This window comes from Hydrogenophaga sp. (assembly GCF_030373245.1).
GTDB lineage: Bacteria > Pseudomonadota > Gammaproteobacteria > Burkholderiales > Burkholderiaceae_C > Hydrogenophaga.
The window spans coordinates 234624-258746 of the sequence record NZ_JAUCZF010000003.1 but is presented as its reverse complement, the minus strand read 5'-3'; the positions used below and the strand labels follow the sequence as shown (position 1 = coordinate 258746).

Below are 24123 nucleotides of genomic sequence, written 5' to 3'. Positions count from 1 at the left end.
GCAGCGAACAGCTGGACATGAAACAGATGAATCACTAGAATGTTAATGATTCATCTGTTTCATTTCCTCGCCGCTTGCCCTACCGCCACCTCACCCAGCTGCTGGACGCGCGCTTTGCCGCGCTGAGCCCTGAGCTTCAGCGCGCCGCGCGCTGGGTGCGCGAGCATCCGGCCGAGCTCGGTCTTCAGTCCATGCGCCAGTCGGCCCGATCGGCTGGCGTGGCCCCGGCCACCATGACGCGCCTAGCGCAGGCCCTGGGCCTGGACGGCTTTGACGCGATGCGCCGCCCCGCCATCGCTGCGCTGGCGAGATCGGCGGCCCAGGCCGGCACTGAAAAGGCCTCACCCGGTGTTGCGCCCATCAGCGCACTGCAGCAGGCCCAGTCTCTCAACGTCACCTCGGTGGCGTTGCGCAACAACACCGACCAGCTGCAGGCCGCGGCGATGGCCATCTTGGCAGCACGCCAGGTGGCCTTTCTGGGGCAACGCGCCAGCTTCGGCATTGCCCACCACCTGCGCTACACCTGCGACTGGCTGAGAGCAGGCACCCAGCTGGTGACCAATCTGGCCGGCGCAGGCAGCGATGAACTGGCCGAGCTGACGCAGGCTGACCTGCTGGTGGCGGTCAGCCAGGCGCCCTACAGCGTGCAGACAGTGCAGTGCGCGCAGCAGTCGCAGTCGCGCGGTGTGCCGGTGCTGGCACTGACCGACAGCGCGCTTTCGCCACTGGCCCGCACGGCCTCGATCGTGTTGCTGTTTGACGCGGCCTCACCTTCTTTTTTCCATTCCATGACCGGCGTCCAGGCGCTGGCCGAAATCCTGATGGCCACCGTGGCCGAGCAGGGAGGATCTGCTGTGGTCAAGCGCCTCGGCGATCGCCAGCAGCGGCTGCAAAGCGACCGCGTGTACTGGGACAAGCCCAACCGCCAGCGCCGTGCCACTGCCTGAGCTACGCACTTTTCTTTTCTCTTTAAGCCGACTCCAGCAAGGACCACCCATGAACGCCCGACTCCCCGCCGCGATACCCCAGGACACGACCCATGTGTTCCACCGACAGCTGCACCATGACCTGCCGATGGCGGTGAGCGGGCAGGGCATCACAATCACCGACGCCGCGGGCAAGACCTACCTCGATGCGTCGGGTGGCGCGGCGGTGTCCTGCCTGGGCCACGGCCACCCCGACGTGATCGCCGCGATGCACGCGCAGATCGACCGCCTGGCCTACGCCCACACCAGTTTCTTCACCACCGAAGTGGCCGAGGAACTGGCCGATGTGTTGATCCAGACTGCGCCTGCTGGCATGAGCCACGTGTATTTCGTCAGTGGCGGCTCTGAGGCGATGGAGGCCGCGCTCAAGATGGCGCGCCAGTACTTCGTGGAAATCGGCCAGTCGCAGCGCCGCCATTTCATCGCACGCCACCAGAGTTACCACGGCAACACGCTGGGCGCGCTGGCGGTTGGCGGCAATGCCTGGCGCCGCGAGCAGTTCAAACCGCTTTTGATCGATGTGACCCACGTGTCGCCCTGCTACGCCTACCGCCATCAGCGCGACGCTGAAACCCCCGAACAGTACGGTCAGCGGCTTGTGCAGGAACTGGCCGACACCATCGAGCAACTGGGTGGCGAAAACGTGATGGCGTTTGTGGCCGAGACCATTGGTGGCGCCACCGCTGGCGTGCTCACGCCGGTACCCGGCTACTTCAAGGGTGTGCGCGAGCTGTGTGACCGCCACGGCATCCTGCTCATCCTCGACGAGGTGATGTGCGGCATGGGCCGCTGCGGGACGTTGCACGCCTGCGAAGCCGAAGGCGTGGTGCCCGATCTGCTGGCGATCGCCAAGGGCCTGGGCGGCGGCTACCAGCCGATTGGCGCGGTGCTGGCGCAGGGCAAGCTGGTCGACGCCTTTCGCCAGGGCAGCGGGTTGTTCCAGCATGGCCACACCTACCTTGGCCATGCGGTGGCCTGCGCGGCGGCGCTGGCGGTGCAGCGCGTGATCGTGCGCGACGACCTGCTGGCGCAGGTGCAGTCGCGCGGGCGCTTTCTGCAGTCTGTGTTGACACAGACCTTTGGGGAGCACCCTCATGTGGGTGACATCCGCGGCCGCGGCCTGTTCTGGGGCATCGAGCTGGTGGCCGATCGCGCGAGCAAGCAGTGGTTCGACCCGGCCCGGAAGTTGCATGCCAAGATCAAGCGGGCGGCCATGGCCGAGGGAGTCATGGTCTATCCCATGGGGGGCACCGTGGACGGGCGCAGCGGCGACCATGTGCTGCTGGCACCACCCTTCATCAGCAGCGAAGACGAGTTGAGTCAGATGGTGGCGCGCCTGGGACGTGCGATCGGCGTGGCGCTGAGCAATTGATCTTGCAGCACTGTCTTGGAATTCGGTGACCGAAGTCAGGCTCGGGTAAGTACGTAGGACCCCGAATCAATTGACCTGCCGATTTCCAGTAGGATAAAAAGTTACCTAATTGGCCCACAAGGCTTGTGTCGACAGTCCTCAAAAGCAGGACCCAACCAGGAGATTCCATGAAGAAGTTGTCTGCTTGCATCACCGCCATCGCTGCGGCCACCGCCATGCTCGCGCCGGTCACCAGCGTCCAGGCCCAGCAAAAATTCATGACCATCGGCACCGGTGGCGTGACGGGCGTGTACTACGCGGCCGGCGGCTCCATCTGCCGCCTCGTGAACAAGGACCGCGCCAAACATGGCTTCCGCTGCACGGTGGAGTCCACTGGCGGCTCGGTGGCCAACATCAACACCATCAAGGCCGGCGATCTCGATTTTGGCGTGGCCCAGTCCGACTGGAACTACCACGGTTACAAAGGCACCAAGGCTTTCGAAAGCAGCGGCCCCTTCACCGACCTGCGCTCGGTGTTTTCCATCCACCCCGAGCCCTTCACCGTGTTGGCGCGCGCCGATGCCAACATCAAGACCTTCGCTGACCTTAAAGGCAAGCGTGTCAACGTGGGCAATCCCGGTTCGGGCACTCGCGCCTCCATGGATGAGCTGTTGGCCGCCCAGGGCATGAAGCTGTCCGACTTCGGTCTGGCCTCGGAGCTCAAGGCCGACGAACATGGCGCGGCACTGTGCGACAACAAGATCGACGCATTCTTCTACGGCGTGGGTCACCCCAGTGCCAACATCCAGGACCCGGTGACCACCTGCGGTGCCAAGCTGGTGAGCATCACCGGCCCAGCCGTTGACAAGCTGGTGGCAGCCAACTCTTATTACGCCAAGGCCAACATCCCGGGCGGTCTGTACAAGGGCAACGATGCCCCAACACCCACCTACGGCGTGCTGGCCACCTTCGTCACCTCGGCCAAGGCTTCGGACGACATGGTCTACACCCTGGTGAAGGCGGTGTTCGAGAACTTTGACGATTTCAAGAAGTTGCACCCAGCGTTCGCCAACCTGAACCCCGAGAACATGGTGAAGGATGGCTTGTCGGCACCCCTGCACAACGGCGCCGCCAAGTACTACAAGGAAAAGGGCTGGATCAAGTAAACCGATCCCCCCGCCTGATCGACCACCCCATGCGCGGCCAGTCCGCCCATGGGGTGTTTTGATTCAGGCATTTGATTTTCGCTTGTCAGGCGGGCCGAACACGTCCGCGGAAACATGGAGTTGCCCTCATGAGCACAGACAATCCAAAAATTTCACCGGCTGAGGTCGACGTCAACCAATTGGTGGCCGACAACGATTCGGGCGGACGCCAGCCGGGCCCGTTGGTGGCCAGGCTGCTCCTTTTGGTAGCAGTAGCCTGGTCGCTGTTCCAGCTCTGGATCGCCTCGCCACTGCCGTTCAGCCTGGGCATTTTTGTGCTCAACGACACCGAGAGCCGTGCGATCCACCTCGCGTTCGCGGTGTTCCTTGGCTACATGGCCTACCCGGCCAGCAAGCGTTCGCCGCGCGACCGGGTGCCGATCACAGACTGGCTGCTGGCATTGGTCGGCGCCTATTGCGCGGCCTACCTGTTCATCTTCTACCGCGAACTGGCCACCCGACCGGGACAACCCACACCCATGGACGTGTGGACCGCCGCCGTCGGCATCCTGCTGCTGCTGGAGGCCACGCGCCGGGTGCTGGGCCTGCCCATGGTCATCGTGGCCGTGGTGTTCCTGATCTACACCTTCGCCGGCCCCTACATGCCCGAGCTGGTGGCGCACCGCGGGGCTTCGCTGGACCGAGCCATGACCCACCAGTGGCTGACCACGGAGGGTGTCTTTGGTGTCGCGCTGGGGGTTTCCAGCGGATTCATTTTTCTGTTCGTGCTGTTTGGCTCGCTGCTCGACAAGGCGGGTGCGGGCAACTACTTCATCAAGTCGGCGTTTGCGCTCCTGGGTCACATGCGCGGTGGCCCGGCCAAGGCGGCCGTGGTGGCCTCGGCCGCTACCGGCATCATCTCCGGCTCGTCGATCGCCAACGTGGTCACCACCGGCACCTTCACCATCCCGCTCATGAAGCGCGTGGGCTATCGAGGTGACCAGGCCGGCGCGGTCGAGGTCTCGTCGTCCGTCAACGGGCAGATCATGCCGCCCGTGATGGGTGCGGCGGCTTTCCTCATGGTCGAGTACGTCGGCATTCCCTACATTGAGGTCATGAAGCACGCCTTCCTGCCAGCGATCATTTCCTACATCGCGCTGTTCTACATCGTTCACCTCGAAGCCCTCAAGGCCGACATGCAAGGCCTGCCGCGGCGCGTGCAGTCCACGGGCATGCAGCGACTGATCTCGTTCGTGACCACGGTCACGGGTTTCATCGTGCTTGCCGGCATCACCTACTACACGATCAGCTTCATCAAGGCCTCGCTCGGTGCAGCGGCCATTCCGACCATTGGCGTGCTGCTGATGGCAGCCTACCTTGGCTTGCTGTGGGTGAGCTCGCGCCAGCCCGAGCTGCAGCTGGATGACCCCAACGCTCCCGTCTTTGAGTTGCCGGAAACCGGGCCCACTGTGCGCTCGGGCCTGCATTACCTGCTGGCCGTGGTGGTGCTGGTGTGGTGCCTGATGGTGGAGCAGCTGTCGCCTGCGCTGTCGGCGTTCTGGGCGACCATGTTCATGGTCTTCATCATCCTCACGCAAAAACCCATCATCGGCGTGATGCGCGGCGCGCACAACATCGCGGCCGACCTCAAGGCCGGCGTTGCCGACCTGATTTCGGGCCTGGAGACTGGCGCGCGCAACATGATCGGCATTGGCGTGGCCACGGCGGCGGCGGGCATCATCGTCGGCACGGTCTCGCTCACCGGCGTTGGCCTGGTCATGACCGAGATCGTGGAGATTCTCTCGGGCGGCAACCTCATGCTGATGCTGGTGCTGGTGGCGGTGATCAGTCTGATCCTGGGCATGGGCCTGCCGACCACGGCCAATTACATCGTCGTGTCCACGTTGATGGCGCCGGTGGTGGTGGAGCTGGGCGCGCAGAGCGGCCTGATCGTGCCGCTGATCGCGGTGCATCTTTTCGTTTTCTACTTCGGCCTCATGGCCGACGTGACGCCGCCAGTGGGGCTGGCCTCGTTCGCTGCCGCTGCCATCGCGCGCCACGACCCGATCCAGACCGGTGTCACTGCCTTTTTCTACAGCATGCGCACCGCCATCCTGCCGTTCCTGTTCATCTTCAACACCCAGTTGCTGCTGATCGGGCTGGACGGGCCCCTGCACCTGATCATGACCGTTGGAACAGCGGTGATCGCGATGCTGGTCTTTGCGGCGGCCACGCAAGGTTTCTTCATCGTCAAGAGCCGCTGGTACGAGAGCGTGGCCATGTTGCTGGTGTGTTTCACGCTGTTTCGCCCCGGATTCTGGATGGACATGGTTCAGCCACCATTTGACGAGATCAAGGGCGAGCAGATGTCTCAGATCATTGCCGAGGCGCCCGCTGGCACCAGCAAGCGCGTCTGGATCGAGGGGCTGAACCTCAATGGCGATGAGATCCGCAAGGGGGTTTTGCTGCCGCTGGGTGACGTGGCCGATGCCAAGACGCGCCTGGGTACCGCAGGGCTGACGGTGATGGCCGATGGCGACGCGCTCATGGTCGCCGCAGTGAAGTTTGGCAGCCAGGCGGAAAAGCTCGGCATTGAGCAGAGCTTCCGCATCACCGCGATCGAGGTGCCAGCCGATCGTCCCGCCAAGGAATGGCTGTTCTTGCCGGCGTTTGTGCTGCTGGGGCTGGTGGTCTGGCTGCAGCGGACTCGTCGTCCAGCGTCTAAGTTGACACCCGCGTGAACCGATCTGCCCCATCAGCGCCACCGCGCGTGGCGCTGATCCACGCGCTGTCGCATTCGGTGGACCCGATCAACCAGGCGCTGCAGAGCACCTGGCCGCAGGCGATCCGCATGAACCTGCTGGACGACAGCCTGTCGGCCGATCTTGCACGCAGCGGCGCGGGCCTGGACGCGGCCATGCACCATCGCTTCGAATCGCTGGCGGCTTACGCTGAAGGCACGGGTGTGCAAGCCATTCTGTTCACCTGCTCGGCTTTCGGTGCCTGTATCGAGGCAGTGGCGACCCGGCGCCCGCACATGCCGGTGCTCAAGCCCAACGAGGCCATGGTGGTCGAGGCGGTGGCGCTTTCGGGGCCGAAGGGGCGCATCGGTCTGATCGCGTCGTTTGCACCCACTCTGGCATCCATGCCGGCCGAGTTTCCTGGCGGTGTGGATCTGCTCACCGAGCTGGCCGACGGCGCCCTTGAGGCGCTGAACGCAGGCGATGAAGGGCAGCACGACGCGATGGTGGTGGAGGCGGCCACGAAGCTGAAGGGCCAGGGTTGCGGTGTGATCGCCCTGGCCCAGTTCAGCATGGCGCGGTCGCGTCGCGCCGTTGCGGAGGCGACAGACCTGCCGGTGCTGACCACGCCCGAGAGCGCGGTGCGCTTGCTGCGTCGCCGGCTCGGCGCCTGAGCGGGGCCGCACCACTTGCTCGCCCTGAACAGGCGAGTCAATGCCAGCGGCTACAATTGAAGGTTGCCGTGAAGCGGGTCGAATTCGCATGAACACCTTGTGTGCAGCGCCTCGACCCGACGTGTCGGGCGCGCGGGTGGCGAAATTGGTAGACGCACCAGGTTTAGGTCCTGACGCCAGCAATGGTGTGGGGGTTCGAGTCCCCCCCCGCGCACCACAACAATGCACAGATTCATCCCCCGTTGGCCGGAATGGCTGGCTGACGGCCCATCTTCTGGAGAATGCCATGACCGTGACCGTTGAAACCCTGGAAAAGCTCGAACGCAAGATCACGCTGACCTTGCCTGCCGATGTGATCCAGAACGAAGTGACCCGCCGCCTCAAAGACGTGGCACGCAAGGTCAAGATGGACGGTTTCCGTCCCGGCAAGGTGCCGCTGAACGTGGTGGCACAGCAGTACGGCTATTCGGTGCACTACGAGGTGATGAACGACAAGGTCGGTGAGGCCTTTTCCATGGCGGCCAACGAAGCCAAGTTGCGCGTGGCCGGTCAGCCCAAGATCACCGAAAAGGAAGGTGCACCCGAAGGCCAGATCGCCTTTGACGCGGTTTTTGAGGTCTACCCGGAGGTCAAGCTCGGCGATCTGAGCACGGCCGAGATCGAAAAAGCGTCTACCGAAGTCAGCGACGCGGCCATCGACCGCACACTGGACATCCTGCGCAAGCAGCGTCGTACCTTCGCCCAGCGAGCCCAGGACCAGGCCGCGGTGGACGGCGACCGCGTCACCATCGATTTCGCCGGGAAAATCGATGGCGAGCCCTTTGAAGGTGGCAAGGCCGAGGCTTTCCAGTTCATCGTGGGCGACGGCCAGATGCTCAAGGAATTCGAAGACGCGGTGCGCGGCATGAAGTCGGGTGAGTCCAAGACCTTTCCGCTGGCCTTTCCGGCCGACTACCACGGCAAGGACGTAGCCGGGAAGACCGCCGACTTCTTGGTCACGGTCAACAAGATCGAAGCGGCGCACCTGCCCGAGGTGGACGGTGCGCTGGCCAAATCGCTCGGCATCGCCGAAGGCACGGTGGAGGGCCTGCGTGCCGACATCAAGAAGAACCTGGAGCGCGAAGTGAAGTTCCGCGTGCAGGCGCGCAACAAGCAGGCCGCCATGGATGCGCTAGCCGCCAAGGCCGAACTCGACCTGCCGAAGTCGGTGGTGCAGGCCGAGCTGGAGCGCTTGGTTGAGGGCGCCCGCGCCGATCTGAAGCAGCGCGGTGTCAAGGACGCCGACAAGGCACCGATCCCCGACGACCTGTTTCGGCCTCAAGCCGAACGCCGCGTGCGTCTGGGCCTGGTGGTGGCCGAGCTGGTTCGTGAGAAGTCGCTGCAAGCCAAGCCCGAACAGATCAAGGCACACATCGAGGAGCTGTCGGCGTCGTACGAGAAGCCGGCCGACGTGGTGCGCTGGTACACCGGCGACAACCGCCGCATGGCCGAGGTAGAGGCCATCGTGATCGAAAACAATGTCACCGAGTACGTACTGGCGCAAGCCAAGGTCACGGAGAAGGCGATTGACTTCGACGAACTGATGGGCCAGTCCTGATCATCTTGCTTCGCAGGATCGAAGAGGGCGGAGCAATCCGCCCTTTTTTTTGTGGCGCAGACCTTGCCTTTGGCGGCAAGCGCGCCATATCCCCCAGAGCGCCATGTCCTCCCGCGCTGATTGGCAAGGCAGGTTGGTTACAGTAAGGGCATGGCGCACACACCACCCTCGCGCCACCACACGGAGAACCGCATGAGCGTAATGGACATTCAAGGCCTGGGCATGGTGCCCATGGTGATCGAACAATCTGGCCGCGGCGAGCGCGCCTACGACATTTATTCGCGCCTGCTCAAAGAGCGCGTCATCTTTCTGGTCGGTGAAGTCAACGACCATTCGGCCAATCTGCTTGTGGCGCAGCTGCTCTTTCTGGAGAGCGAGAACCCCGACAAAGACATCTCCTTCTACATCAACTCGCCTGGAGGTTCAGTCACGGCGGGCATGGCGATTTTTGACACGATGAACTTCATCAAGCCCGATGTATCGACCCTTTGCGTGGGTTTTGCCGCCAGCATGGGCGCTTTCCTTTTGGCTGCCGGCGCCAAAGGCAAGCGTTTCTCGCTGCCCAACTCCAAGATCATGATCCACCAGCCCTCGGGCGGAAGCCGGGGCCAGGCCACCGAGATCGAGATCCAGGCGCGCGAGATCCTCAAGACCCGCGAACAGCTCAACAAGATCCTGGCCGAGCGCACCGGGCAGCCCCTGGAGCGCATTGCCCGCGACACCGAGCGCGACTACTACATGACGGCAGCCGAGTCGGCGGAGTACGGCCTGATCGACAAGGTGATCGACAAGCGCCCCTCGACAGCCTGATGGCGCGGTTTTGCACAAAAAAGCCACCTCAAACCCAGTAAAGAGTGCTGAATCTGCCCAAATCCAGCGCTTTTCCCGGGTATGGGCGCATCCTCGCTTGAACTATCATCAACGTCACGGCATCAACTCGTTACAACTGAACCACGCAACCCATGGCCGATAAAAAAGCCGCCTCTGGCGAAAAAGCGCTCTACTGCTCCTTCTGCGGTAAGAGCCAGCACGAGGTCAAGAAGCTGATTGCCGGTCCGTCGGTGTTCATCTGCGACGAGTGCATCGAGCTCTGTAACGACATCATCCGCGACGAGTTGCCTGGTCTCGAATCGGTCAAGCCCTCGGGAGACGAGGTGCCCACGCCAGCCGAGCTCAAGGCGAACCTGGACCAGTATGTGATCGGACAGGACACCGCCAAGCGGGCCCTGGCGGTGGCCGTCTACAACCACTACAAGCGCCTTCGCCACAAGCAGACAGCCCGCAAGGACGAAGTGGAGCTGGCCAAGAGCAACATCCTGCTGCTCGGACCCACCGGCTCGGGCAAGACCCTGCTGGCGCAGACCATGGCGCGCATGCTCAATGTGCCGTTTGTGATGGCCGACGCCACCACGCTGACCGAAGCCGGCTACGTGGGCGAGGATGTGGAAAACATCGTGGCCAAGTTGCTGCAGAGCTGCAATTACGATGTGGAGCGCGCCCAGCAGGGCATCGTCTACATCGACGAGATCGACAAGATCACCCGCAAGTCGGACAACCCGTCCATCACCCGCGACGTGTCGGGCGAAGGAGTGCAACAAGCGCTGCTCAAGCTGATCGAAGGCACCATGGCGAGCGTTCCGCCCCAGGGCGGTCGCAAACACCCCAATCAGGACTTCCTGCAGGTCGATACGACCAACATCCTGTTCATCTGCGGCGGCGCATTCGCGGGGCTGGAGAAGATCATCGAGAACCGCACCGAGGCCTCGGGCATGGGGTTCGGCGCGGTGGTCAAGAGCAAGAAGCAGCGCAGCCTGACCGATGCCTTCAAGGAAATCGAACCCGAAGACCTGATCAAGTTTGGTCTTATCCCCGAGTTGGTGGGTCGCGTACCGGTGATTGCCGCGCTGTCGGAGCTGAGCGAAGACGCCCTGGTCGAAATTCTGACCGCGCCCAAGAATGCCGTGGTCAAGCAGTTCTCCCGCCTGCTGTCGATGGAAGGCGCTGAGCTGGAGGTGCGCCCGGCCGCACTCAAGGCCATCGCCCGCAAGGCGCTGGCGCGCAAGACCGGAGCGCGCGGACTGCGCTCGATTCTGGAAAACGCGCTGATCGATACCATGTTCGATTTGCCCGGTATGAGCAACGTGGAGAAGGTCGTGGTGGATGAGTCCACAATCGACGAGAACAAGCCGCCTCTGCTCGTTTACCGCGAAGCGGCCAAGCAGGCTTGAACGACCCTGGCGCGGTACCTGAGCCGCGCACCGAGAATGACGTGCGTCCGGTTGAATTCGCCCGCATCCGCCCCACCTGTCCATTTTGTTGAGGTTCAGAAATGTCCGGACAAACCCCTTTGCCAAGTACCCCCGTGGAACTGCCCCTGTTGCCCTTGCGCGATGTGGTGGTGTTCCCGCACATGGTCATTCCGCTTTTCGTCGGCCGTCCCAAGAGCATCAAAGCCCTGGAGTCCGCGATGGAGTCTGAGCGCCGCATCATGCTGGTGGCGCAAAAGGCTGCGGCCAAAGACGAGCCGTCGACCGATGACATGTTTGAGATGGGTTGCGTGGCCACCATCCTGCAAATGCTCAAGCTGCCCGATGGCACCGTGAAGGTGCTGGTCGAAGGCGTGCAGCGAGCCAAGGTCTTGTCCGTCACCGAAGGTGAAAGCCATTTTGTGGCCAGTGTGAGCCCGGTGGATCCGGCGGTCGAGCGTGCCGAAATGCTGTCGACCGAGCTCGAAGCGCTGCGCCGCGCGGTGATGCAGCAGTTTGACCAGTACGTCAAACTCAACAAGAAAATTCCCTCAGAAATCCTGACCTCGATTTCCAGCATCGACGATCCTGGCCGGCTGGCCGACACCATCGCGGCGCACCTGCCGCTCAAGCTCGAGTCCAAGCAGGTCGTGCTCGATCTCGATCCGGTCAACAAGCGGCTAGAAAACCTGTTCGAGCAACTGGAACGCGAAGTCGACATCCTGAACGTCGACAAGAAAATCCGGGGCCGCGTGAAGCGGCAGATGGAAAAGAACCAGCGCGACTTTTACCTGAACGAGCAGGTCAAGGCCATCCAGAAGGAGCTGGGCGAAGGCGAAGAGGGCGCCGACATCGAAGAGATCGAAAAGAAGATCAAGGCAGCCCGCATGCCGGCCGAGGCGCGCAAGAAGGCCGAAGCCGAGTTCAAGAAACTCAAGCTGATGTCACCCATGTCGGCCGAAGCCACTGTGGTGCGCAATTACATCGATGCGTTGGTCGCCTTGCCCTGGAGCAAGAAGACCAAGATCAAGCACGACCTGTCTTACGCCGAGGCCGTGCTCAATGAGGATCACTACGGGCTTGAGAAGGTCAAGGACCGGATTCTTGAGTACCTCGCAGTGCAGCAGCGCGTGGACAAGGTCAAGGCGCCCATCCTGTGTCTGGTAGGCCCGCCGGGCGTGGGCAAGACCTCGCTCGGTCAGTCGGTCGCCAAGGCTACCGGCCGCAAGTACGTGCGCATGGCCCTGGGTGGCATGCGCGACGAAGCCGAGATCCGTGGCCACCGCCGCACCTACATCGGCGCCATGCCGGGCAAGGTGCTGCAAAGCCTGTCCAAGATCGGCACCCGCAATCCGCTGTTCCTGCTCGACGAGATCGACAAGCTGGGTACCGATTTCCGCGGCGACCCTTCCAGTGCGCTGCTGGAGGTGCTGGACCCGGAGCAGAACCACACCTTTGGCGACCACTACGTCGAGGTGGACTTCGACCTCTCTGACGTGATGTTCGTCGCCACGTCAAACTCGATGAACATCCCGCCGGCACTGCTGGACCGCATGGAGGTGATTCGCCTCTCGGGTTATACGGAAGAAGAGAAAACCAACATTGCCATCCGTTATTTGTTGCCCAAGCAGCTGAAGAACAACGGCATCCTGGAAGCTGAACTGGAGGTGAAGGAGTCGGCGGTGCGCGACATCGTGCGCTACTACACCCGTGAGGCCGGCGTGCGCTCGCTGGAACGCGAGCTTTCCAAGATCTGCCGCAAGGTGGTCAAGGGCCTGCTGCTGAAGAAGTACACGCCGACGGTGGTCGTCGATGAGGACAACCTGAGCGAATTCCTGGGAGTGCGCAAGTACTCCTACGGCCGTGCCGAAGCGCAGAACCAGGTCGGTCAGGTGGTTGGTCTGGCATGGACCGAGGTGGGTGGTGATCTGCTGACCATCGAAGTGGCGATCATGCCGGGCAAAGGTGTGATCACCCGCACTGGTTCGCTGGGTGACGTGATGAAGGAGTCGGTCGAGGCCGCGCGGACCGTGGTGCGCAGCCGCGCTCGCGCGCTGGGCATCAAAGACGAGCGATTCGACAAACGTGACATCCATATCCACGTGCCTGACGGCGCCACGCCCAAGGATGGTCCAAGTGCTGGTGCGGCCATGACCACGGCCCTCGTGTCAGCCTTGACCGGGATTCCGGTGCGCGCCGATGTCGCGATGACCGGTGAAATCACGTTGCGTGGCGAGGTCACCGCCATTGGTGGCCTGAAAGAGAAGCTGCTCGCGGCTTTGCGCGGAGGCATCAAGACCGTGATCATTCCCGAGGAAAACGTCAAGGACCTCGCCGAAATTCCCGACAACGTGAAGCAAGGTCTGGAGATCGTGCCTGTGAAGTGGATCGACAAGGTGCTCTCGATTGCGCTGGAACGCAGTCCAGTGGCTCTGACCGATGAAGAGGTGGCCGAGCAAGTGGCGGCCGCGTCTGTGGCGCCTTCTGCTCCAGCGACGGACACGGTCAAGCACTGAGCGGAGAATTTTTCGCGCCTCAACCAGGGGCACCATTTTTTCTGGCTATAATTCTGGTTTTCGACGAACACACCAATACGTCGAAGCGATGCGGGAATAGCTCAGTTGGTAGAGCGCAACCTTGCCAAGGTTGAGGTCGCGAGTTCGAGTCTCGTTTCCCGCTCCAGGATCTAGAAAAAAGGGAAGCGCTGGCTTCCCTTTTTTGTCGGTGAGTGGGGCTTCAGATGGCTGCGGCCCACTGCCCAAGGTTTTGCGGCGCGATAGCAAAGCGGTTATGCAACGGATTGCAAATCCGTCTAGCCCGGTTCGACTCCGGGTCGCGCCTCCAGTCTTTCCATGCCCCGCCCCGAGCGGGGCATTTTGTTGCCTGCTGGTGCCATGCCGACCCTGCCACAATGGATGCGGGCCTCGATGGTGAAATTGGTAGACACAGCGGACTTAAAATCCGCCGCTTTCCCGTGAGGGGGCGTACCGGTTCGACCCCGGTTCGAGGCACCAGCCAGGCTTGCAACCCCTAGGCGTTTTCCGTCTTCAACGGTACAGTGAGTTTCATGACCCGATACAACGCGCCCTTCGAAATCCATCTGCATGGCGAAGTGCCGCTGCGCGACGACGTCGTGTTTGCCCAGATCCAGGACGCGCTCAAGCCGCTGTGGAAATACGCGGGTGCCAAGTCGCTCGCAGCTGCCGCTGAGAGCGCCTACGAAGATGAGCCCGGCATTCGTTTTGATGCCGAGACCCATGTGCTCAGCATCTGCTGGACTGTGCCCGGCGATGAGGATTTTCGTCAGGTGATGGAAGAAACCTGCATGGGCCTCAATGAAATCGCTTCGGCGGGAGCGCCGCTGGAGGTGTCGTTCTACGACACCGAGTACGACGAGGAAGAGGCGCCGGAGTCTGAGGAGGAGGGCGAGGCTCGAGACGATTTCATGATGTGTTTCGTGGGTCCGACGCCTGCGGCGATTCTTCAGGTGCAGCGCGATCTGCTGGTGCAGGACGTGGTGCATATCATGGAGCGCCATTTCGACGCTTCTGAGCTCGGCGGCGTGGTCGGCGCGATCGATCAATTGTTCACCGAGCGTTTTGACGCGCTGGTGAGCTCCATGCACCTGGGCAAACCCCCGCGTGGTCACGGTGGCTCGTCGGGCCACGGCGGCGGCCGCAAGCCGCGCCATCTGCACTGATTCCTCTGCGCCACTGCGCTGACCGGCGCGCGCGCTAGACTCCCGGCGTACCGGCGCTGTTCGCCGGCCTGGAGCGCGCATGGCCCTGTTCAGCAACGAAGCCCTCAACCCTGGCGTGCGCAAGCGCGAGGTGTTTGGCTGGGCGATGTACGACTTCGCCAACTCGGGCTACACGACCGTGGTGCTCACCGCCGTGTTTGCCGCCTACTTCGTGGGTGCGGTGGCGGGAGGGGCGGCCTGGGCCACTTTTGTCTGGACGCTGGCGCTCAGTGTCTCTCATGCCCTGGTCATGCTCACCATGCCCGCCCTGGGCGCGTGGGCGGACCGCCACGGGGCGAAGAAGCGCTTGCTGATGCTGAGTACCATCGGCTGTGTGCTTGCCACGGCTGGTCTGGCTTCGGTGGGACCAGGCGCGGTCTGGCTGGCGGTAGGCCTGGTGATCCTGTCCAATGTGTGTTTCGCCTGGGGCGAGTCGCTGATCGCGGCCTTTCTGCCTGAGCTGGCCAGACCGTCGGCCATGGGGCGGGTGAGTGGCTGGGGCTGGAGCTTTGGCTACTTCGGCGGCATGCTGGCGCTCGGCCTGAGCCTGGCCTACGTGCTATGGGCCCAGGCGCAAGGTCAGAAGGCGGCTGAGTTTGTGCCTGTCACCATGCTGATCACCGCGGTGATCTTTGCGCTGGCGGCCTCGGTCACCCTCTCGTTGCTCAACGAGCGTGCCCAGCCCAACCCCCAAGTTGGCGTCAGCGGCGTGCGCGATTCGCTGCGCCAGTTGCGCAACACCTTTCATCATGCACGCCGTTATACCGACTACATGTGGTTGCTGGCTTGCGCCGTGGCCTACCAGGGCGGGGTCGCGGTGGCGATCACCCTGGCCGCGATCTACGCCGAACAGGTGATCGGCTTCGTGCAGCAGGAAACCATGCTGCTGATCTTCGTGCTCAACATCGCTGCCGCCGTCGGTGCCTTCGCCTTTGGTTACTGGCAGGACCGGCTGGGTCACAAGCTGGCACTGGGCATCACGCTGGTGGGGTGGATGGCCACCTGCATCATCGCTGCGCTCACCACCACCAAAGGCGGCTTCTGGTACGCCGCGGCCATCGCCGGCCTGTGTATGGGCAGCAGCCAGTCGTCGGGCCGGGCCATGGCAGGCCTGTTTGCTCCGCCTGCGCAGCTGGCCGAGTTCTACGGCCTGTGGACCTTTGCCACGCGGCTGGCGAGCATCATCGGACCCCTGAGCTATGGCGCCATCACCTGGATGACCGATGGCAATCAGCGGTTGGCGATCGGCTTCACAGCCGTGCTGTTTCTGGTTGGCCTGGTTTTGCTGCAGCCGGTGAACATGGCGCGCGGACGAGCGGCGGCGCTGGCGGAAGTGAGCCCGCCCGCGCGGACAGGCTGAGTTCAGGTCGCTGCAACCTGGGCCGACATGCCCAGCCAGCGGGCTGCGGCCTGCTCCAGAGGGTGGTGGTCTCCGGTGCTCAGCAGGGTGACGGAGCCAGGTCCGGTGCCGGCTGCAGGCGCTTCCAAACTCAACACCGCGCGTGTTCGGCGGGCCACCGCTTCGCCGGTGTCCACCAGCTGCACGCCGGCCCCGCAGAGCGCTTGCAGGATGTTGCTCGCGAACGGGTAGTGGGTGCATCCGAGCACCAGGGTGTCGATGGGTGGGCGATGTGGTTCTTGTGCATGCAGCTGCGACAGGTGAAACCTAGCGCGCTCGCGAATGGCGACAGGGTCCGCACGCTCGATGGCGTGCGCCAATCCATCGCAAGGCTGGATGCGCACATGCAGCGGCCGCTGTGGTTCATCCGTCACGCGATGCAGCAGCTGCGCGAAGCGGGTGCTGTGCACCGTGCCGCGTGTGGCCAGCACACCGATGTGGCTGTTGCGCGTCAAGGCCGCTGCGGGCTTGAGCGCAGGCTCCACGCCAATGAACGGGAGATCGCGGTGGGTGTGGCGCAGCTCGTCGATGGCGAGCGCGGTTGCGGTGTTGCAGGCAACCACCAGCCCGTCAATCTTGTATTCGGACCGCAACCGCTCGGTGAGCCGAAGGGCTCGATCGAGCACCGTCTGGGAAGCTTGTTCGCCGTAGGGTGCGTGGGCGTTGTCTGCGAGATAGACAAAATGCACCTGAGGCAGCTCGGCGCGCAGCGCGCGCAGCACGCTGAGTCCACCGACGCCGCTGTCGAAAACACCGACGGTGGTCAAGTGAAGTCGCTCATGCGCCGGCGACGGCGATGCCCTTGAATTCGCCCGAGGCGATACGCTGGCTCCATTCGGCCGGGCCGGTGGTGTGCACGCTGGTGCCCGCCGAGTCGACAGCCACCGTCACCGGCATGTCGACCACATCGAACTCGTAGATGGCTTCCATGCCCAGGTCGGCAAAGCCCACGACCTTGGCGGTCTTGATGGCTTTGGACACGAGGTAGGCCGCGCCACCGACTGCCATGAGGTAGGCGCTCTGGTGGTTCTTGATCGATTCGATGGCTGCCGGGCCGCGCTCGGCCTTGCCGATCATGGCGATCAGGCCGGTCTTCTCCAGCATGGTGTCGGTGAATTTGTCCATGCGGGTTGCGGTGGTCGGACCGGCCGGGCCAACCGCTTCGTCGCCGACCGGATCGACCGGGCCCACGTAGTAGATGACGCGGTTGGTGAAGTCCACTGGCAGTGGCTCGCCCTTGGCCAGCATGTCCTGGATGCGCTTGTGTGCGGCGTCTCGTCCGGTGAGCATCTTGCCGTTGAGCAGCAGGGTCTGGCCCGGCTTCCAGGCGGCCACCTGCGCCTTGGTCAGTGTGTTGAGGTCGACCCGCTGGCTCTTTTGCGTGTCGGGCGTCCAGTTGACGTTGGGCCAGAGGTCAAGGCTGGGTGCTTCCAGGTACACCGGGCCGCTGCCGTCCATCACAAAATGGGCGTGGCGCGTGGCGGCGCAGTTGGGGATCATGGCCACCGGCTTGCTGGCTGCGTGGGTCGGGTAGAGCTTGATCTTGATGTCGAGCACAGTGGTCAGGCCACCCAGGCCCTGAGCGCCGATACCCAGTGCGTTGACTTTATCGAACAGCTCCAGGCGCAGCTCTTCGACCTGGCTGAGCTTGTCGCCCTTGCTGGCTTTGGCCTGCAGCTCGTACATGTCGATGTCGTCCATCAGGCTCTGCTTGGCCAGCAGCACCGACTTTTCGGCCGTACCGCCGATGCCAATGCCCAGCATGCCCGGCGGGCACCAGCCGGCACCCATGGTCGGCACGGTCTTGAGCACCCAGTCGACCACACTGTCGCTGGGGTTGAGCATCATCATCTTGCTTTTGTTCTCGCTGCCGCCGCCTTTGGCGGCCACGGTCACGTCCACCTTGTTTCCGGGAACGATCTCGGCGTAGATCACGGCGGGCGTGTTGTCGCCGGTGTTCTTGCGGGCGAACAGCGGGTCGGCAACCACGCTGGCGCGCAGCTTGTTGTCGGCATTGTTGTAGCCCTGGCGCACCCCTTCGTTGATGGCGTCCTCCAGGCTGCCGGTGAAGCCTTCCCAGCGCACATCCATGCCCACTTTCAGGAACACGTTGACGATGCCGGTGTCTTGACAGATTGGGCGGTGGCCGGTGGCGCTCATCTTGCTGTTGGTCAGGATCTGCGCGATCGCGTCCTTGGCGGCGGCGCTTTGTTCGCGCTCGTAGGCGCGTGCGAGGTGGGCGATGTAGTCGGCTGGGTGGTAGTAGCTGATGTACTGCAGGGCGGCGGCAACCGATTCAATCAGGTCGGCCTGGCGGATCGTGGTGGTCATGGCGATGGGTTCTCTCTTGGGGTGGAAATCGGCCCTGCCTGGGCCAGCAGGGCCTTGAGTTCTCGGATGTCCTGGCGAAGGGATTGCACTTCGGCGTGCAGCTCGTGTTCCATCGAAAGGCCGACATTTTCGACCAGGGCTTCGGTGGCCTTGTGTTCGCTCTCCGTGAAGGTCTGCATCGCATTGACGATGATCGCGATGAACAGGTTGAGCATGGTGAAGGTGGCAAACAGGATGAAGGTGATGAAGAACACCCAGGCAAATGGTGACTCCTCCATCACCGGGCGCGCAATGCCCATGGACCAGCTCTCGAGCGTCATCACCTGGAACAGTGTGTAAAGTGAGCGCCCCAGGTGGCCGAACCAGTCGGGGAAGGCCTGGCCAAACAGGTGTGTGGCGATGACGCCGAATACGTAGAAAACCAGCAGCAGCACCATGGCGATCGAGCCCAGCCCGGGCAACGCCGAGAGCAGGGCGCCGACAACCCTGCGCATCGAGGGCACGATGGTGAGGACCCGCAGCACCCGCAGCACCCGTAGCGCGCGAAGTACCGCCAGCGGTCCGCTGGCCGGGATCAGCGCGATCGCCACCACGGTGAAGTCGAACACGCTCCAGGGGTCCCGGAAAAACGCACTGCGGTGCGCGTAGATGCGCAGGAGAATCTCGACGACAAACACGCCTAGGATGACCCGGTCCAGGGCGAGGATCCAGTGACCCGCCTGCGCCATCACACCGGCCGAGGTTTCCAGGCCCATCAGAGCCGCATTGACGATGATCAGTGCCAGCACGAACTGCTGCACGCGCGGGTTTGCCAGCCAGGCGCTCAGCCGTGCGCGCGGATCGGGGGGTGTTTCGTGGGCGGCGAGGCGCATGGCTGGCGGGTGTTGTGGCACTTTGGACGGTGCCGTATTCTAAGAAGTCGCCCAACGCCGTGGCGTACGCAGGGCCGCTGCTGCCCGTGTGTAAGTGGCTCGTAAGAGCCTTTGCGCACATTGTGAGAGATTCTCGATACCGCAAAACCTCAGGAGACAAGCCATGTCAGCACCGTCCAACGCCATCCAGTCCACCCTGGTCGAAAACCGGGTCTTCGAGCCATCGGACGCCATGCGCAAGTCCGCGCGCATCTCCGGCATGGACGCTTATCAGGCACTGTGTGACGAGGCCGACACGGACTTCGAAGGCTTCTGGGCCAAGCGCGCTCGTGAGACGCTGGCCTGGCACAAGCCGTTCACCAAGACGCTGGACTCGTCCAATGCGCCGTTCTACAAGTGGTTTGAAGATGGCGAGTTGAACGCCTCCTACAACTGCCTTGATCGGCACATGGGTACGCCAGTCGAGAACAAGACCGCGATCATTTTTGAAGCGGACGGGGGTGAAGTCACCAAGGTCACCTACAAGGAGTTGCTGGCCAAGGTGTCACAGTTCGCCAATGCACTCAAGGCCAAGGGCGTGAAGAAGGGTGACCGTGTCGTCATCTACATGCCCATGACCATCGAGGGCGTTGTGGCTATGCAGGCCTGCGCCCGAATTGGGGCCACGCACAGTGTGGTGTTCGGCGGCTTTTCGGCCAAGGCGGTGCAAGAGCGGATCCACGACGCAGGCGCGGTGGCCGTCATCACGGCGAACTACCAGTTGCGCGGTGGCAAGGAGCTGCCGCTCAAGTCCATCGTCGATGAAGGCATTGCGCTGGGTGGCTGTGAGTCGGTCAAGAACGTGGTCGTGTTCCAGCGCACCCAGACCGCGGTCAACATGGTGGCTGGGCGCGACAGTTTCATGCATGAGGTGATGGCCGAGCAGTCCGCCGACTGCCCGGCCGAAATGGTGGGTGCCGAACACCCGCTGTTCGTGCTCTACACCTCAGGCTCCACCGGAAAGCCCAAGGGCGTCGTGCACAGCACGGGCGGTTACCTGCTGTGGGCCAACCTGACGATGAACTGGACCTTCGACCTGAAGGACAGCGACGTCTTCTGGTGCACAGCCGACATCGGCTGGATCACCGGCCACACCTATGTGGCCTATGGCCCGCTCGCTGCGGGTGCCACGCAGATCGTGTTCGAAGGCGTGCCGACCTACCCGAACGCAGGGCGTTTCTGGCAGATGATCGAGCGCCACAAGTGCACCATCTTCTACACCGCGCCGACCGCGATCCGCTCGCTGATCAAGGCCGCCGAGGCCGATGAAAAAGTGCACCCGGCGCGCTCAGACCTGAGCAGCCTGCGCATCATGGGTTCGGTGGGTGAGCCCATCAACCCAGAAGCCTGGATGTGGTACTACAAAAACGTGGGCGGGGAGCGCTGCCCGATCGTGGACACCTTCTGGCAGACCGAGACCGGTGGTCACATGATCACGCCGCTGCCAGGCGCCACACCGCTGGTGCCGGGCTCGTGCACGCTGCCATTGCCTGGCATCACCACGGCCATCGTGGACGAAGCGGGCATGGACGTACCCAACGGCTCGGGCGGCATCCTGGTGGTGAAGAAGCCCTGGCCATCGATGATCCGCACCATCTGGGGCGATCCTGAGCGATTCAAGAAGAGCTACTTCCCAGAAGAGCTCAAGGGCTATTACCTGGCTGGCGACGGCGCGGTGCGGAGCGCTGACCGCGGCTATTTCCGGATCACTGGTCGCATCGACGATGTGCTCAACGTCTCGGGTCACCGGATGGGCACGATGGAGATCGAGTCGGCGCTGGTCGGTAAGTCTGACCTGGTGGCTGAAGCGGCCGTGGTGGGGCGGCCCGACGACCTGACCGGAGAGGCCATCGTGGCCTTTGTGGTGCTCAAGCGCTCACGCCCGATCGGCGACGAAGCCAAGGCCATTGCCAAGGAGCTGCGCGACTGGGTGGGCAAGGAGATCGGCCCGATCGCCAAGCCCAAGGACATCCGCTTCGGTGACAACCTGCCCAAGACGCGCTCGGGCAAGATCATGCGCCGCCTGCTGCGCTCGATCGCCAAAGGCGAAAAGATCACCCAGGACACCAGCACTCTGGAGAACCCCGCGATTCTGGATCAGCTGTCGGAGAACAACTGATCGACTTCCCAGCCATGGCCGGGATGCTGCGCGCGGCAGGAGGCTGAGGGGCGCCGCGATCGCGAAGCGATGTGATGCCATCACCAGTGCCTTGCGATCCTCGAACGGCCGTCGGAGGGCAATGTGTCAAGAGGGTGCTGAACGAACAACAAAAAGCCCGCTGGGACCCCAGCGGGCTTTTCTTATTCCGGACAACGGGAACTTACTTCACGCTCAATACCCAGGCAGCCAGCTTCTTGGCGTCGGCCTCGCTGACCTGCGGGTTGGCAGGCATGGGAATCGCACCCCAGACGCCGGAGCCGCCTTTGATGATCTTGGTCGCCAGCAGGTCGACCGCCTTTGCGTCGCCAGCGTATTTCTGGGCCACCGACTTGTAGGACGGACCCACCAGTTTTTTGTCTGCGGCGTGACAAGCCATGCAATTCTTGCTCTTGGCCAGGGCTTCGTCGGCCAGCACGGGGGCGGAGAGAGTGGCCATCGCGGCCATAATCAGCAGAGCACGTTTCATTGGGAAATCCTCGAAAGGGGGATGAAAAAGGAACGGTTGGATTTTATCTGTCGGTCGGGCCGAGGATACGGAAAGTTACAGTTTCTTGCCCGCTTCATCTGCGGTTTACCGGAGGGTGTGATGTATTTGTTGATTCTGGGCATTGCCCTGATGCTGCTGAAGTATCTCGAGGTAGGTTTTGTCGCTGGGCTGTCGTGGTGGTGGGTTTTGTCACCGTTTGCGCTGGCTGTGGCGTGGTGGGCCTGGGCCGACGCAACAGGCTACACCAAGCGCAAGGCGATGGAGAAGATGGACCAGAAAAAGCAGGAGCGCATCGACCGCCAGCGCGAGGCCTTGGGCATCAAGACCAAGCGCCGCTGAGCGGGTGGTGGTGGCCCACTGGCCACGGGTGTGTCCGGCCCATCAATCACTTCCATCGAGTACCGCTCCGTTGCTTGATGGTGGACGAAGGTGTGCCCTCTCGATGAACCCAGACTTTGTCGGTACGGTGTTGCTCTCTCAGAGTATTTGCTGGTTGCCATTGCGGGCGCTTGCCAACGGCTCGTATGACCTTACCGGGAGCCAAGCCTCACTGGCGAACGAACTCCATGACCCAATTGGTCTCCCAGCTTCTACCTTCGTCGTCTGAGAATGCCTGTTCCCAGACCGGGTTTTTGCCCGGGTTCTTTCGCCAGGTAAACCGGACGGTGATCGGCTTTCCCTCCCAGGTGTCTCGCGCGAAAAAGGTGCCCACCGCTCCGGAGAATCGTCCAACAACCGGAGTGTCCAAGTGGTGGGGAGCCCGGCCATCGAGCCACCAGATTGCCCACTCCTGCGAGTCTTGATTGAAAGAGCGCAAGGCTGCCGCCTTGACTTCACCTTCTGGGAAATTCAGAACGTTGTCCTCCACGTTGCCACAACCACCCAGAATTTTTCGCGTGGACGATGTACCTTGAAACTCCGTCCATTCTGTGCACCCTGCAAGGCGCGAACTGAGGCGGCGATGTGTCACCCGCCACTCGCCAAGCATGAAGTCGAAGTCGGTCGGTGAAGCTTGTGAAGTGAGGGTTGGCATTGGCACAAGGCTGAAACAGCGTCAGGTGAAGTTTTGTTTGGATCGAACAGTGAATCCGAACCGCGGGCGGTAGGGATGGGCGCACTCGATGCACCAGGGCGGTTGATCAGACTGTTTCGTACGCGCTCGCTCGTTCTTCCGCGGACAGCACATTGACCTCGACCCTCGGTGAACCTGAAGGAGGCAGGAAGAACGGTGTTTGCTTGTAGGCGCCGTTGATGCCACTCGCCATCACCCGCGGCATGAAGCCCAGAAGCGAGATCGTTGTTCCAAGCTTCATGCCAGGCGGCTCCTGCCGGGCACTGCCCGTATTCACGCGCATCTGCACCTTCGGAAATGCCTGTTCGTACAAAGCGGACTCTGCCTTCATGCAGGTGTGCAGGAGGCCGACGTAGGGGAACTTCCAGTTTCTCGTCGTGTTGGCAATCGGCGTGTTGCAGCACTTCGCGTACCACCGCAGAAGGCCATTTTTTGACAAGGACAGGCACGCAAGTTGTTGCGTATTTCCCTCAAAGCTGACATGCATGCCCTGCGTGGCCACGAACTCGACTCCCCCGGCGCTGTCGTGCGAGGCGTCCAGCTGGCCCAGGTGCCGGGAGTAGGCCCGACAGTCCTTGCAGTAGCAGACGCCGCGAACGGCAAGATGGATGTTGCCGACATGCCCGCGCAGGGCGCCACATTGGCATTGGAGACGATGATTCATGGCGATCGGTGCAAAGGCAAACATTTGAAAAGGCAAGAGACTGAAGCTTAGCGCGTGGCCAGAAAGACCAGCGCTTCACTGCGCAGCGGCCAGCTTGTGGATCAGAGCGCGCCGGTAGGAGGCGACAGGATTCTCCGGCTTGGGCGCAGATGCCGTGGCGATGGCTTGCAGCCACTCGGCCGATGACAGCACCGCTGCGAAGTTCGACTCGAAGACCACTGAAAAGACCCCGCGTTTGTCCTTCGCACTGGTGGTGCCCGCCCGGTTGGCGTGAGGCAACGAGACTGTGGCGTCTGACAGAAGCTCGGCATTCAGCCCACGATGGTGCGCCTCGAAAACCGTTGATGGATTGCAGTTGTGGGTCATGTAGCCAACGCTCGACATTGTGTCGATGCGGTGCGCCTGCGGCCAGTCCGCTAGGTCCGTGTTTGTGAAGACGTTGGGCTTCTGTTTGTCGATTCGGTGGTCATCCGCAGGACGGGTGACCACCGGATGCAGTTGCTGGTCATCACTGTCTTGGCCAAATCCTTTGTGCTGAACGACGATGATGGGAAGACCGGCCTCGCGGGCAGCATTCACTGCCCGGCCTCTGTTGGGCACCTACTGAGCTGCGGTCGCG

At 62.7% G+C, this 24123-nt stretch carries 20 protein-coding genes and 4 tRNA genes; 17 read left to right on the top strand and 7 right to left on the bottom strand.

The genetic code is table 11. The annotated features are described in order from the left end of the window. The first annotated feature begins 74 nt into the window (after nt 1-74). From QUV25_RS09300 to QUV25_RS09230, 15 genes are all read left to right on the top strand, one after another. Nucleotides 75-947, top strand: coding sequence for a MurR/RpiR family transcriptional regulator (locus QUV25_RS09300; protein WP_300863352.1), 873 nt, complete (start codon nt 75-77; stop codon nt 945-947). A 49-nt stretch (nt 948-996) separates the two neighbouring features. Then, the gene (locus tag QUV25_RS09295; RefSeq protein WP_300863351.1) at nt 997-2358 is read left to right on the top strand and encodes an aspartate aminotransferase family protein; all 1362 of its coding nucleotides are present in this window, start codon (nt 997-999) and stop codon (nt 2356-2358) included. 167 nt (nt 2359-2525) lie between these two features. Continuing rightward, nucleotides 2526-3503 (top strand): TAXI family TRAP transporter solute-binding subunit, encoded by a 978-nt coding sequence (locus QUV25_RS09290; RefSeq protein WP_300863349.1) that lies wholly within the window; start codon nt 2526-2528, stop codon nt 3501-3503. A gap of 128 nt (nt 3504-3631) precedes the next feature. Then, complete coding sequence (locus QUV25_RS09285) at nt 3632-6223, top strand: TRAP transporter permease (RefSeq protein WP_300863348.1); 2592 nt, start codon at nt 3632-3634, stop codon at nt 6221-6223. Continuing rightward, nucleotides 6220-6897, top strand: coding sequence for an AroM family protein (locus tag QUV25_RS09280; protein ID WP_300863347.1), 678 nt, complete (start codon nt 6220-6222; stop codon nt 6895-6897). The genes QUV25_RS09285 and QUV25_RS09280 overlap by 4 nt, the downstream gene beginning before the upstream one ends. Nucleotides 6898-7027: 130 nt before the next feature. Then, nucleotides 7028-7114: transfer RNA gene (locus tag QUV25_RS09275), tRNA-Leu, on the top strand. A 69-nt stretch (nt 7115-7183) separates the two neighbouring features. Further along, a complete protein-coding gene (gene tig / locus QUV25_RS09270) occupies nt 7184-8494 on the top strand; it encodes a trigger factor (RefSeq protein WP_300863345.1) in 1311 nt (436 codons plus the stop codon). Nucleotides 8495-8686: 192 nt separating this feature from the next. Next, on the top strand, nt 8687-9304 hold the full coding sequence (gene clpP, locus QUV25_RS09265) for an ATP-dependent Clp endopeptidase proteolytic subunit ClpP (protein ID WP_300863344.1): 618 nt from the start codon (nt 8687-8689) through the stop codon (nt 9302-9304). Between the two features lie 152 nt (nt 9305-9456). Then, on the top strand, nt 9457-10722 hold the full coding sequence (gene clpX / locus QUV25_RS09260; protein ID WP_300863343.1) for an ATP-dependent Clp protease ATP-binding subunit ClpX: 1266 nt from the start codon (nt 9457-9459) through the stop codon (nt 10720-10722). Between the two features lie 101 nt (nt 10723-10823). After that, nucleotides 10824-13256, top strand: a complete 2433-nt coding sequence (lon, locus tag QUV25_RS09255) for an endopeptidase La (protein WP_300863342.1) — start codon at nt 10824-10826, stop codon at nt 13254-13256. 90 nt (nt 13257-13346) lie between these two features. Next, nucleotides 13347-13422, top strand: a tRNA-Gly gene (locus tag QUV25_RS09250). A gap of 88 nt (nt 13423-13510) precedes the next feature. Beyond that, nucleotides 13511-13584 (top strand) — tRNA-Cys (locus QUV25_RS09245). 77 nt (nt 13585-13661) lie between these two features. Beyond that, nucleotides 13662-13754: transfer RNA gene (locus tag QUV25_RS09240), tRNA-Leu, on the top strand. Nucleotides 13755-13807: 53 nt separating this feature from the next. Beyond that, nucleotides 13808-14440: a DUF6806 family protein gene (locus QUV25_RS09235; RefSeq protein ID WP_300863341.1), complete on the top strand. Its 633-nt coding sequence runs from the start codon at nt 13808-13810 to the stop codon at nt 14438-14440. A gap of 79 nt (nt 14441-14519) precedes the next feature. After that, nucleotides 14520-15839 carry an MFS transporter gene (locus QUV25_RS09230; RefSeq protein WP_300863339.1) on the top strand — a complete coding sequence of 440 codons (1320 nt, stop codon included), beginning with the start codon at nt 14520-14522 and terminating at the stop codon, nt 15837-15839. Nucleotides 15840-15841: 2 nt separating this feature from the next. Here the strand turns inward: QUV25_RS09230 and murI are convergent, their stop codons facing one another. Genes murI through QUV25_RS09215 form a run of 3 tightly spaced genes read right to left on the bottom strand, consistent with a single transcriptional unit; the run spans nt 15842 to nt 19081 of the window. Then, entirely contained in the window at nt 15842-16645 is an 804-nt protein-coding gene (murI, locus tag QUV25_RS09225; protein WP_300863338.1) for a glutamate racemase, read from the bottom strand. A gap of 10 nt (nt 16646-16655) precedes the next feature. Continuing rightward, a complete protein-coding gene (locus QUV25_RS09220; protein WP_300863337.1) occupies nt 16656-18209 on the bottom strand; it encodes a fumarate hydratase in 1554 nt (517 codons plus the stop codon). After that, complete coding sequence (locus tag QUV25_RS09215) at nt 18206-19081, bottom strand: ion transporter (RefSeq protein ID WP_300863336.1); 876 nt, start codon at nt 19079-19081, stop codon at nt 18206-18208. Before QUV25_RS09215 ends, QUV25_RS09220 begins: the two co-directional genes overlap by 4 nt. A 163-nt stretch (nt 19082-19244) precedes the next feature. Here QUV25_RS09215 and acs point away from each other — a divergent pair, with 163 nt between their 5' ends. Then, nucleotides 19245-21239: an acetate--CoA ligase gene (gene acs / locus QUV25_RS09210; RefSeq protein ID WP_300863335.1), complete on the top strand. Its 1995-nt coding sequence runs from the start codon at nt 19245-19247 to the stop codon at nt 21237-21239. 202 nt (nt 21240-21441) lie between these two features. On the opposite strand, the gene QUV25_RS09205 is transcribed toward acs, so the two are convergent. Then, nucleotides 21442-21747 (bottom strand): c-type cytochrome, encoded by a 306-nt coding sequence (locus QUV25_RS09205; protein WP_300863333.1) that lies wholly within the window; start codon nt 21745-21747, stop codon nt 21442-21444. Nucleotides 21748-21867: 120 nt separating this feature from the next. On the opposite strand from QUV25_RS09205, the gene QUV25_RS09200 reads away from it, so the two are divergent. Beyond that, nucleotides 21868-22107, top strand: coding sequence for a TIGR04438 family Trp-rich protein (locus QUV25_RS09200; RefSeq protein ID WP_300863575.1), 240 nt, complete (start codon nt 21868-21870; stop codon nt 22105-22107). A 208-nt stretch (nt 22108-22315) separates the two neighbouring features. On the opposite strand, the gene QUV25_RS09195 is transcribed toward QUV25_RS09200, so the two are convergent. From QUV25_RS09195 to QUV25_RS09185, 3 genes are all read right to left on the bottom strand, one after another. Then, nucleotides 22316-22801 (bottom strand): DUF1579 domain-containing protein, encoded by a 486-nt coding sequence (locus QUV25_RS09195; RefSeq protein WP_300863332.1) that lies wholly within the window; start codon nt 22799-22801, stop codon nt 22316-22318. A gap of 106 nt (nt 22802-22907) precedes the next feature. Continuing rightward, nucleotides 22908-23528: a DUF6151 family protein gene (locus QUV25_RS09190; protein WP_300863331.1), complete on the bottom strand. Its 621-nt coding sequence runs from the start codon at nt 23526-23528 to the stop codon at nt 22908-22910. Nucleotides 23529-23579: 51 nt separating this feature from the next. Next, nucleotides 23580-24104: an isochorismatase family protein gene (locus QUV25_RS09185; RefSeq protein ID WP_300863330.1), complete on the bottom strand. Its 525-nt coding sequence runs from the start codon at nt 24102-24104 to the stop codon at nt 23580-23582. Between the last annotated feature and the right edge of the window lie 19 nt (nt 24105-24123).

What these genes read in the sequence shown, in the direction of transcription:
- QUV25_RS09295 (WP_300863351.1), top strand. Translation starts at nt 997, where the DNA reads ATGAACGCCCGACTCCCCGCCGCGATACCCCAGGACACGACCCATGTG.
- QUV25_RS09290 (WP_300863349.1), top strand. Translation starts at nt 2,526, where the DNA reads ATGAAGAAGTTGTCTGCTTGCATCACCGCCATCGCTGCGGCCACCGCC.
- QUV25_RS09285 (WP_300863348.1), top strand. Translation starts at nt 3,632, where the DNA reads ATGAGCACAGACAATCCAAAAATTTCACCGGCTGAGGTCGACGTCAAC.
- tig (WP_300863345.1), top strand. Translation starts at nt 7,184, where the DNA reads ATGACCGTGACCGTTGAAACCCTGGAAAAGCTCGAACGCAAGATCACG.
- clpP (WP_300863344.1), top strand. Translation starts at nt 8,687, where the DNA reads ATGAGCGTAATGGACATTCAAGGCCTGGGCATGGTGCCCATGGTGATC.
- clpX (WP_300863343.1), top strand. Translation starts at nt 9,457, where the DNA reads ATGGCCGATAAAAAAGCCGCCTCTGGCGAAAAAGCGCTCTACTGCTCC.
- lon (WP_300863342.1), top strand. Translation starts at nt 10,824, where the DNA reads ATGTCCGGACAAACCCCTTTGCCAAGTACCCCCGTGGAACTGCCCCTG.
- QUV25_RS09235 (WP_300863341.1), top strand. Translation starts at nt 13,808, where the DNA reads ATGACCCGATACAACGCGCCCTTCGAAATCCATCTGCATGGCGAAGTG.
- QUV25_RS09230 (WP_300863339.1), top strand. Translation starts at nt 14,520, where the DNA reads ATGGCCCTGTTCAGCAACGAAGCCCTCAACCCTGGCGTGCGCAAGCGC.
- QUV25_RS09220 (WP_300863337.1), bottom strand. Translation starts at nt 18,209, where the DNA reads ATGACCACCACGATCCGCCAGGCCGACCTGATTGAATCGGTTGCCGCC.
- QUV25_RS09215 (WP_300863336.1), bottom strand. Translation starts at nt 19,081, where the DNA reads ATGCGCCTCGCCGCCCACGAAACACCCCCCGATCCGCGCGCACGGCTG.
- acs (WP_300863335.1), top strand. Translation starts at nt 19,245, where the DNA reads ATGTCAGCACCGTCCAACGCCATCCAGTCCACCCTGGTCGAAAACCGG.
- QUV25_RS09205 (WP_300863333.1), bottom strand. Translation starts at nt 21,747, where the DNA reads ATGAAACGTGCTCTGCTGATTATGGCCGCGATGGCCACTCTCTCCGCC.
- QUV25_RS09200 (WP_300863575.1), top strand. Translation starts at nt 21,868, where the DNA reads ATGTATTTGTTGATTCTGGGCATTGCCCTGATGCTGCTGAAGTATCTC.
- QUV25_RS09195 (WP_300863332.1), bottom strand. Translation starts at nt 22,801, where the DNA reads ATGCCAACCCTCACTTCACAAGCTTCACCGACCGACTTCGACTTCATG.
- QUV25_RS09190 (WP_300863331.1), bottom strand. Translation starts at nt 23,528, where the DNA reads ATGTTTGCCTTTGCACCGATCGCCATGAATCATCGTCTCCAATGCCAA.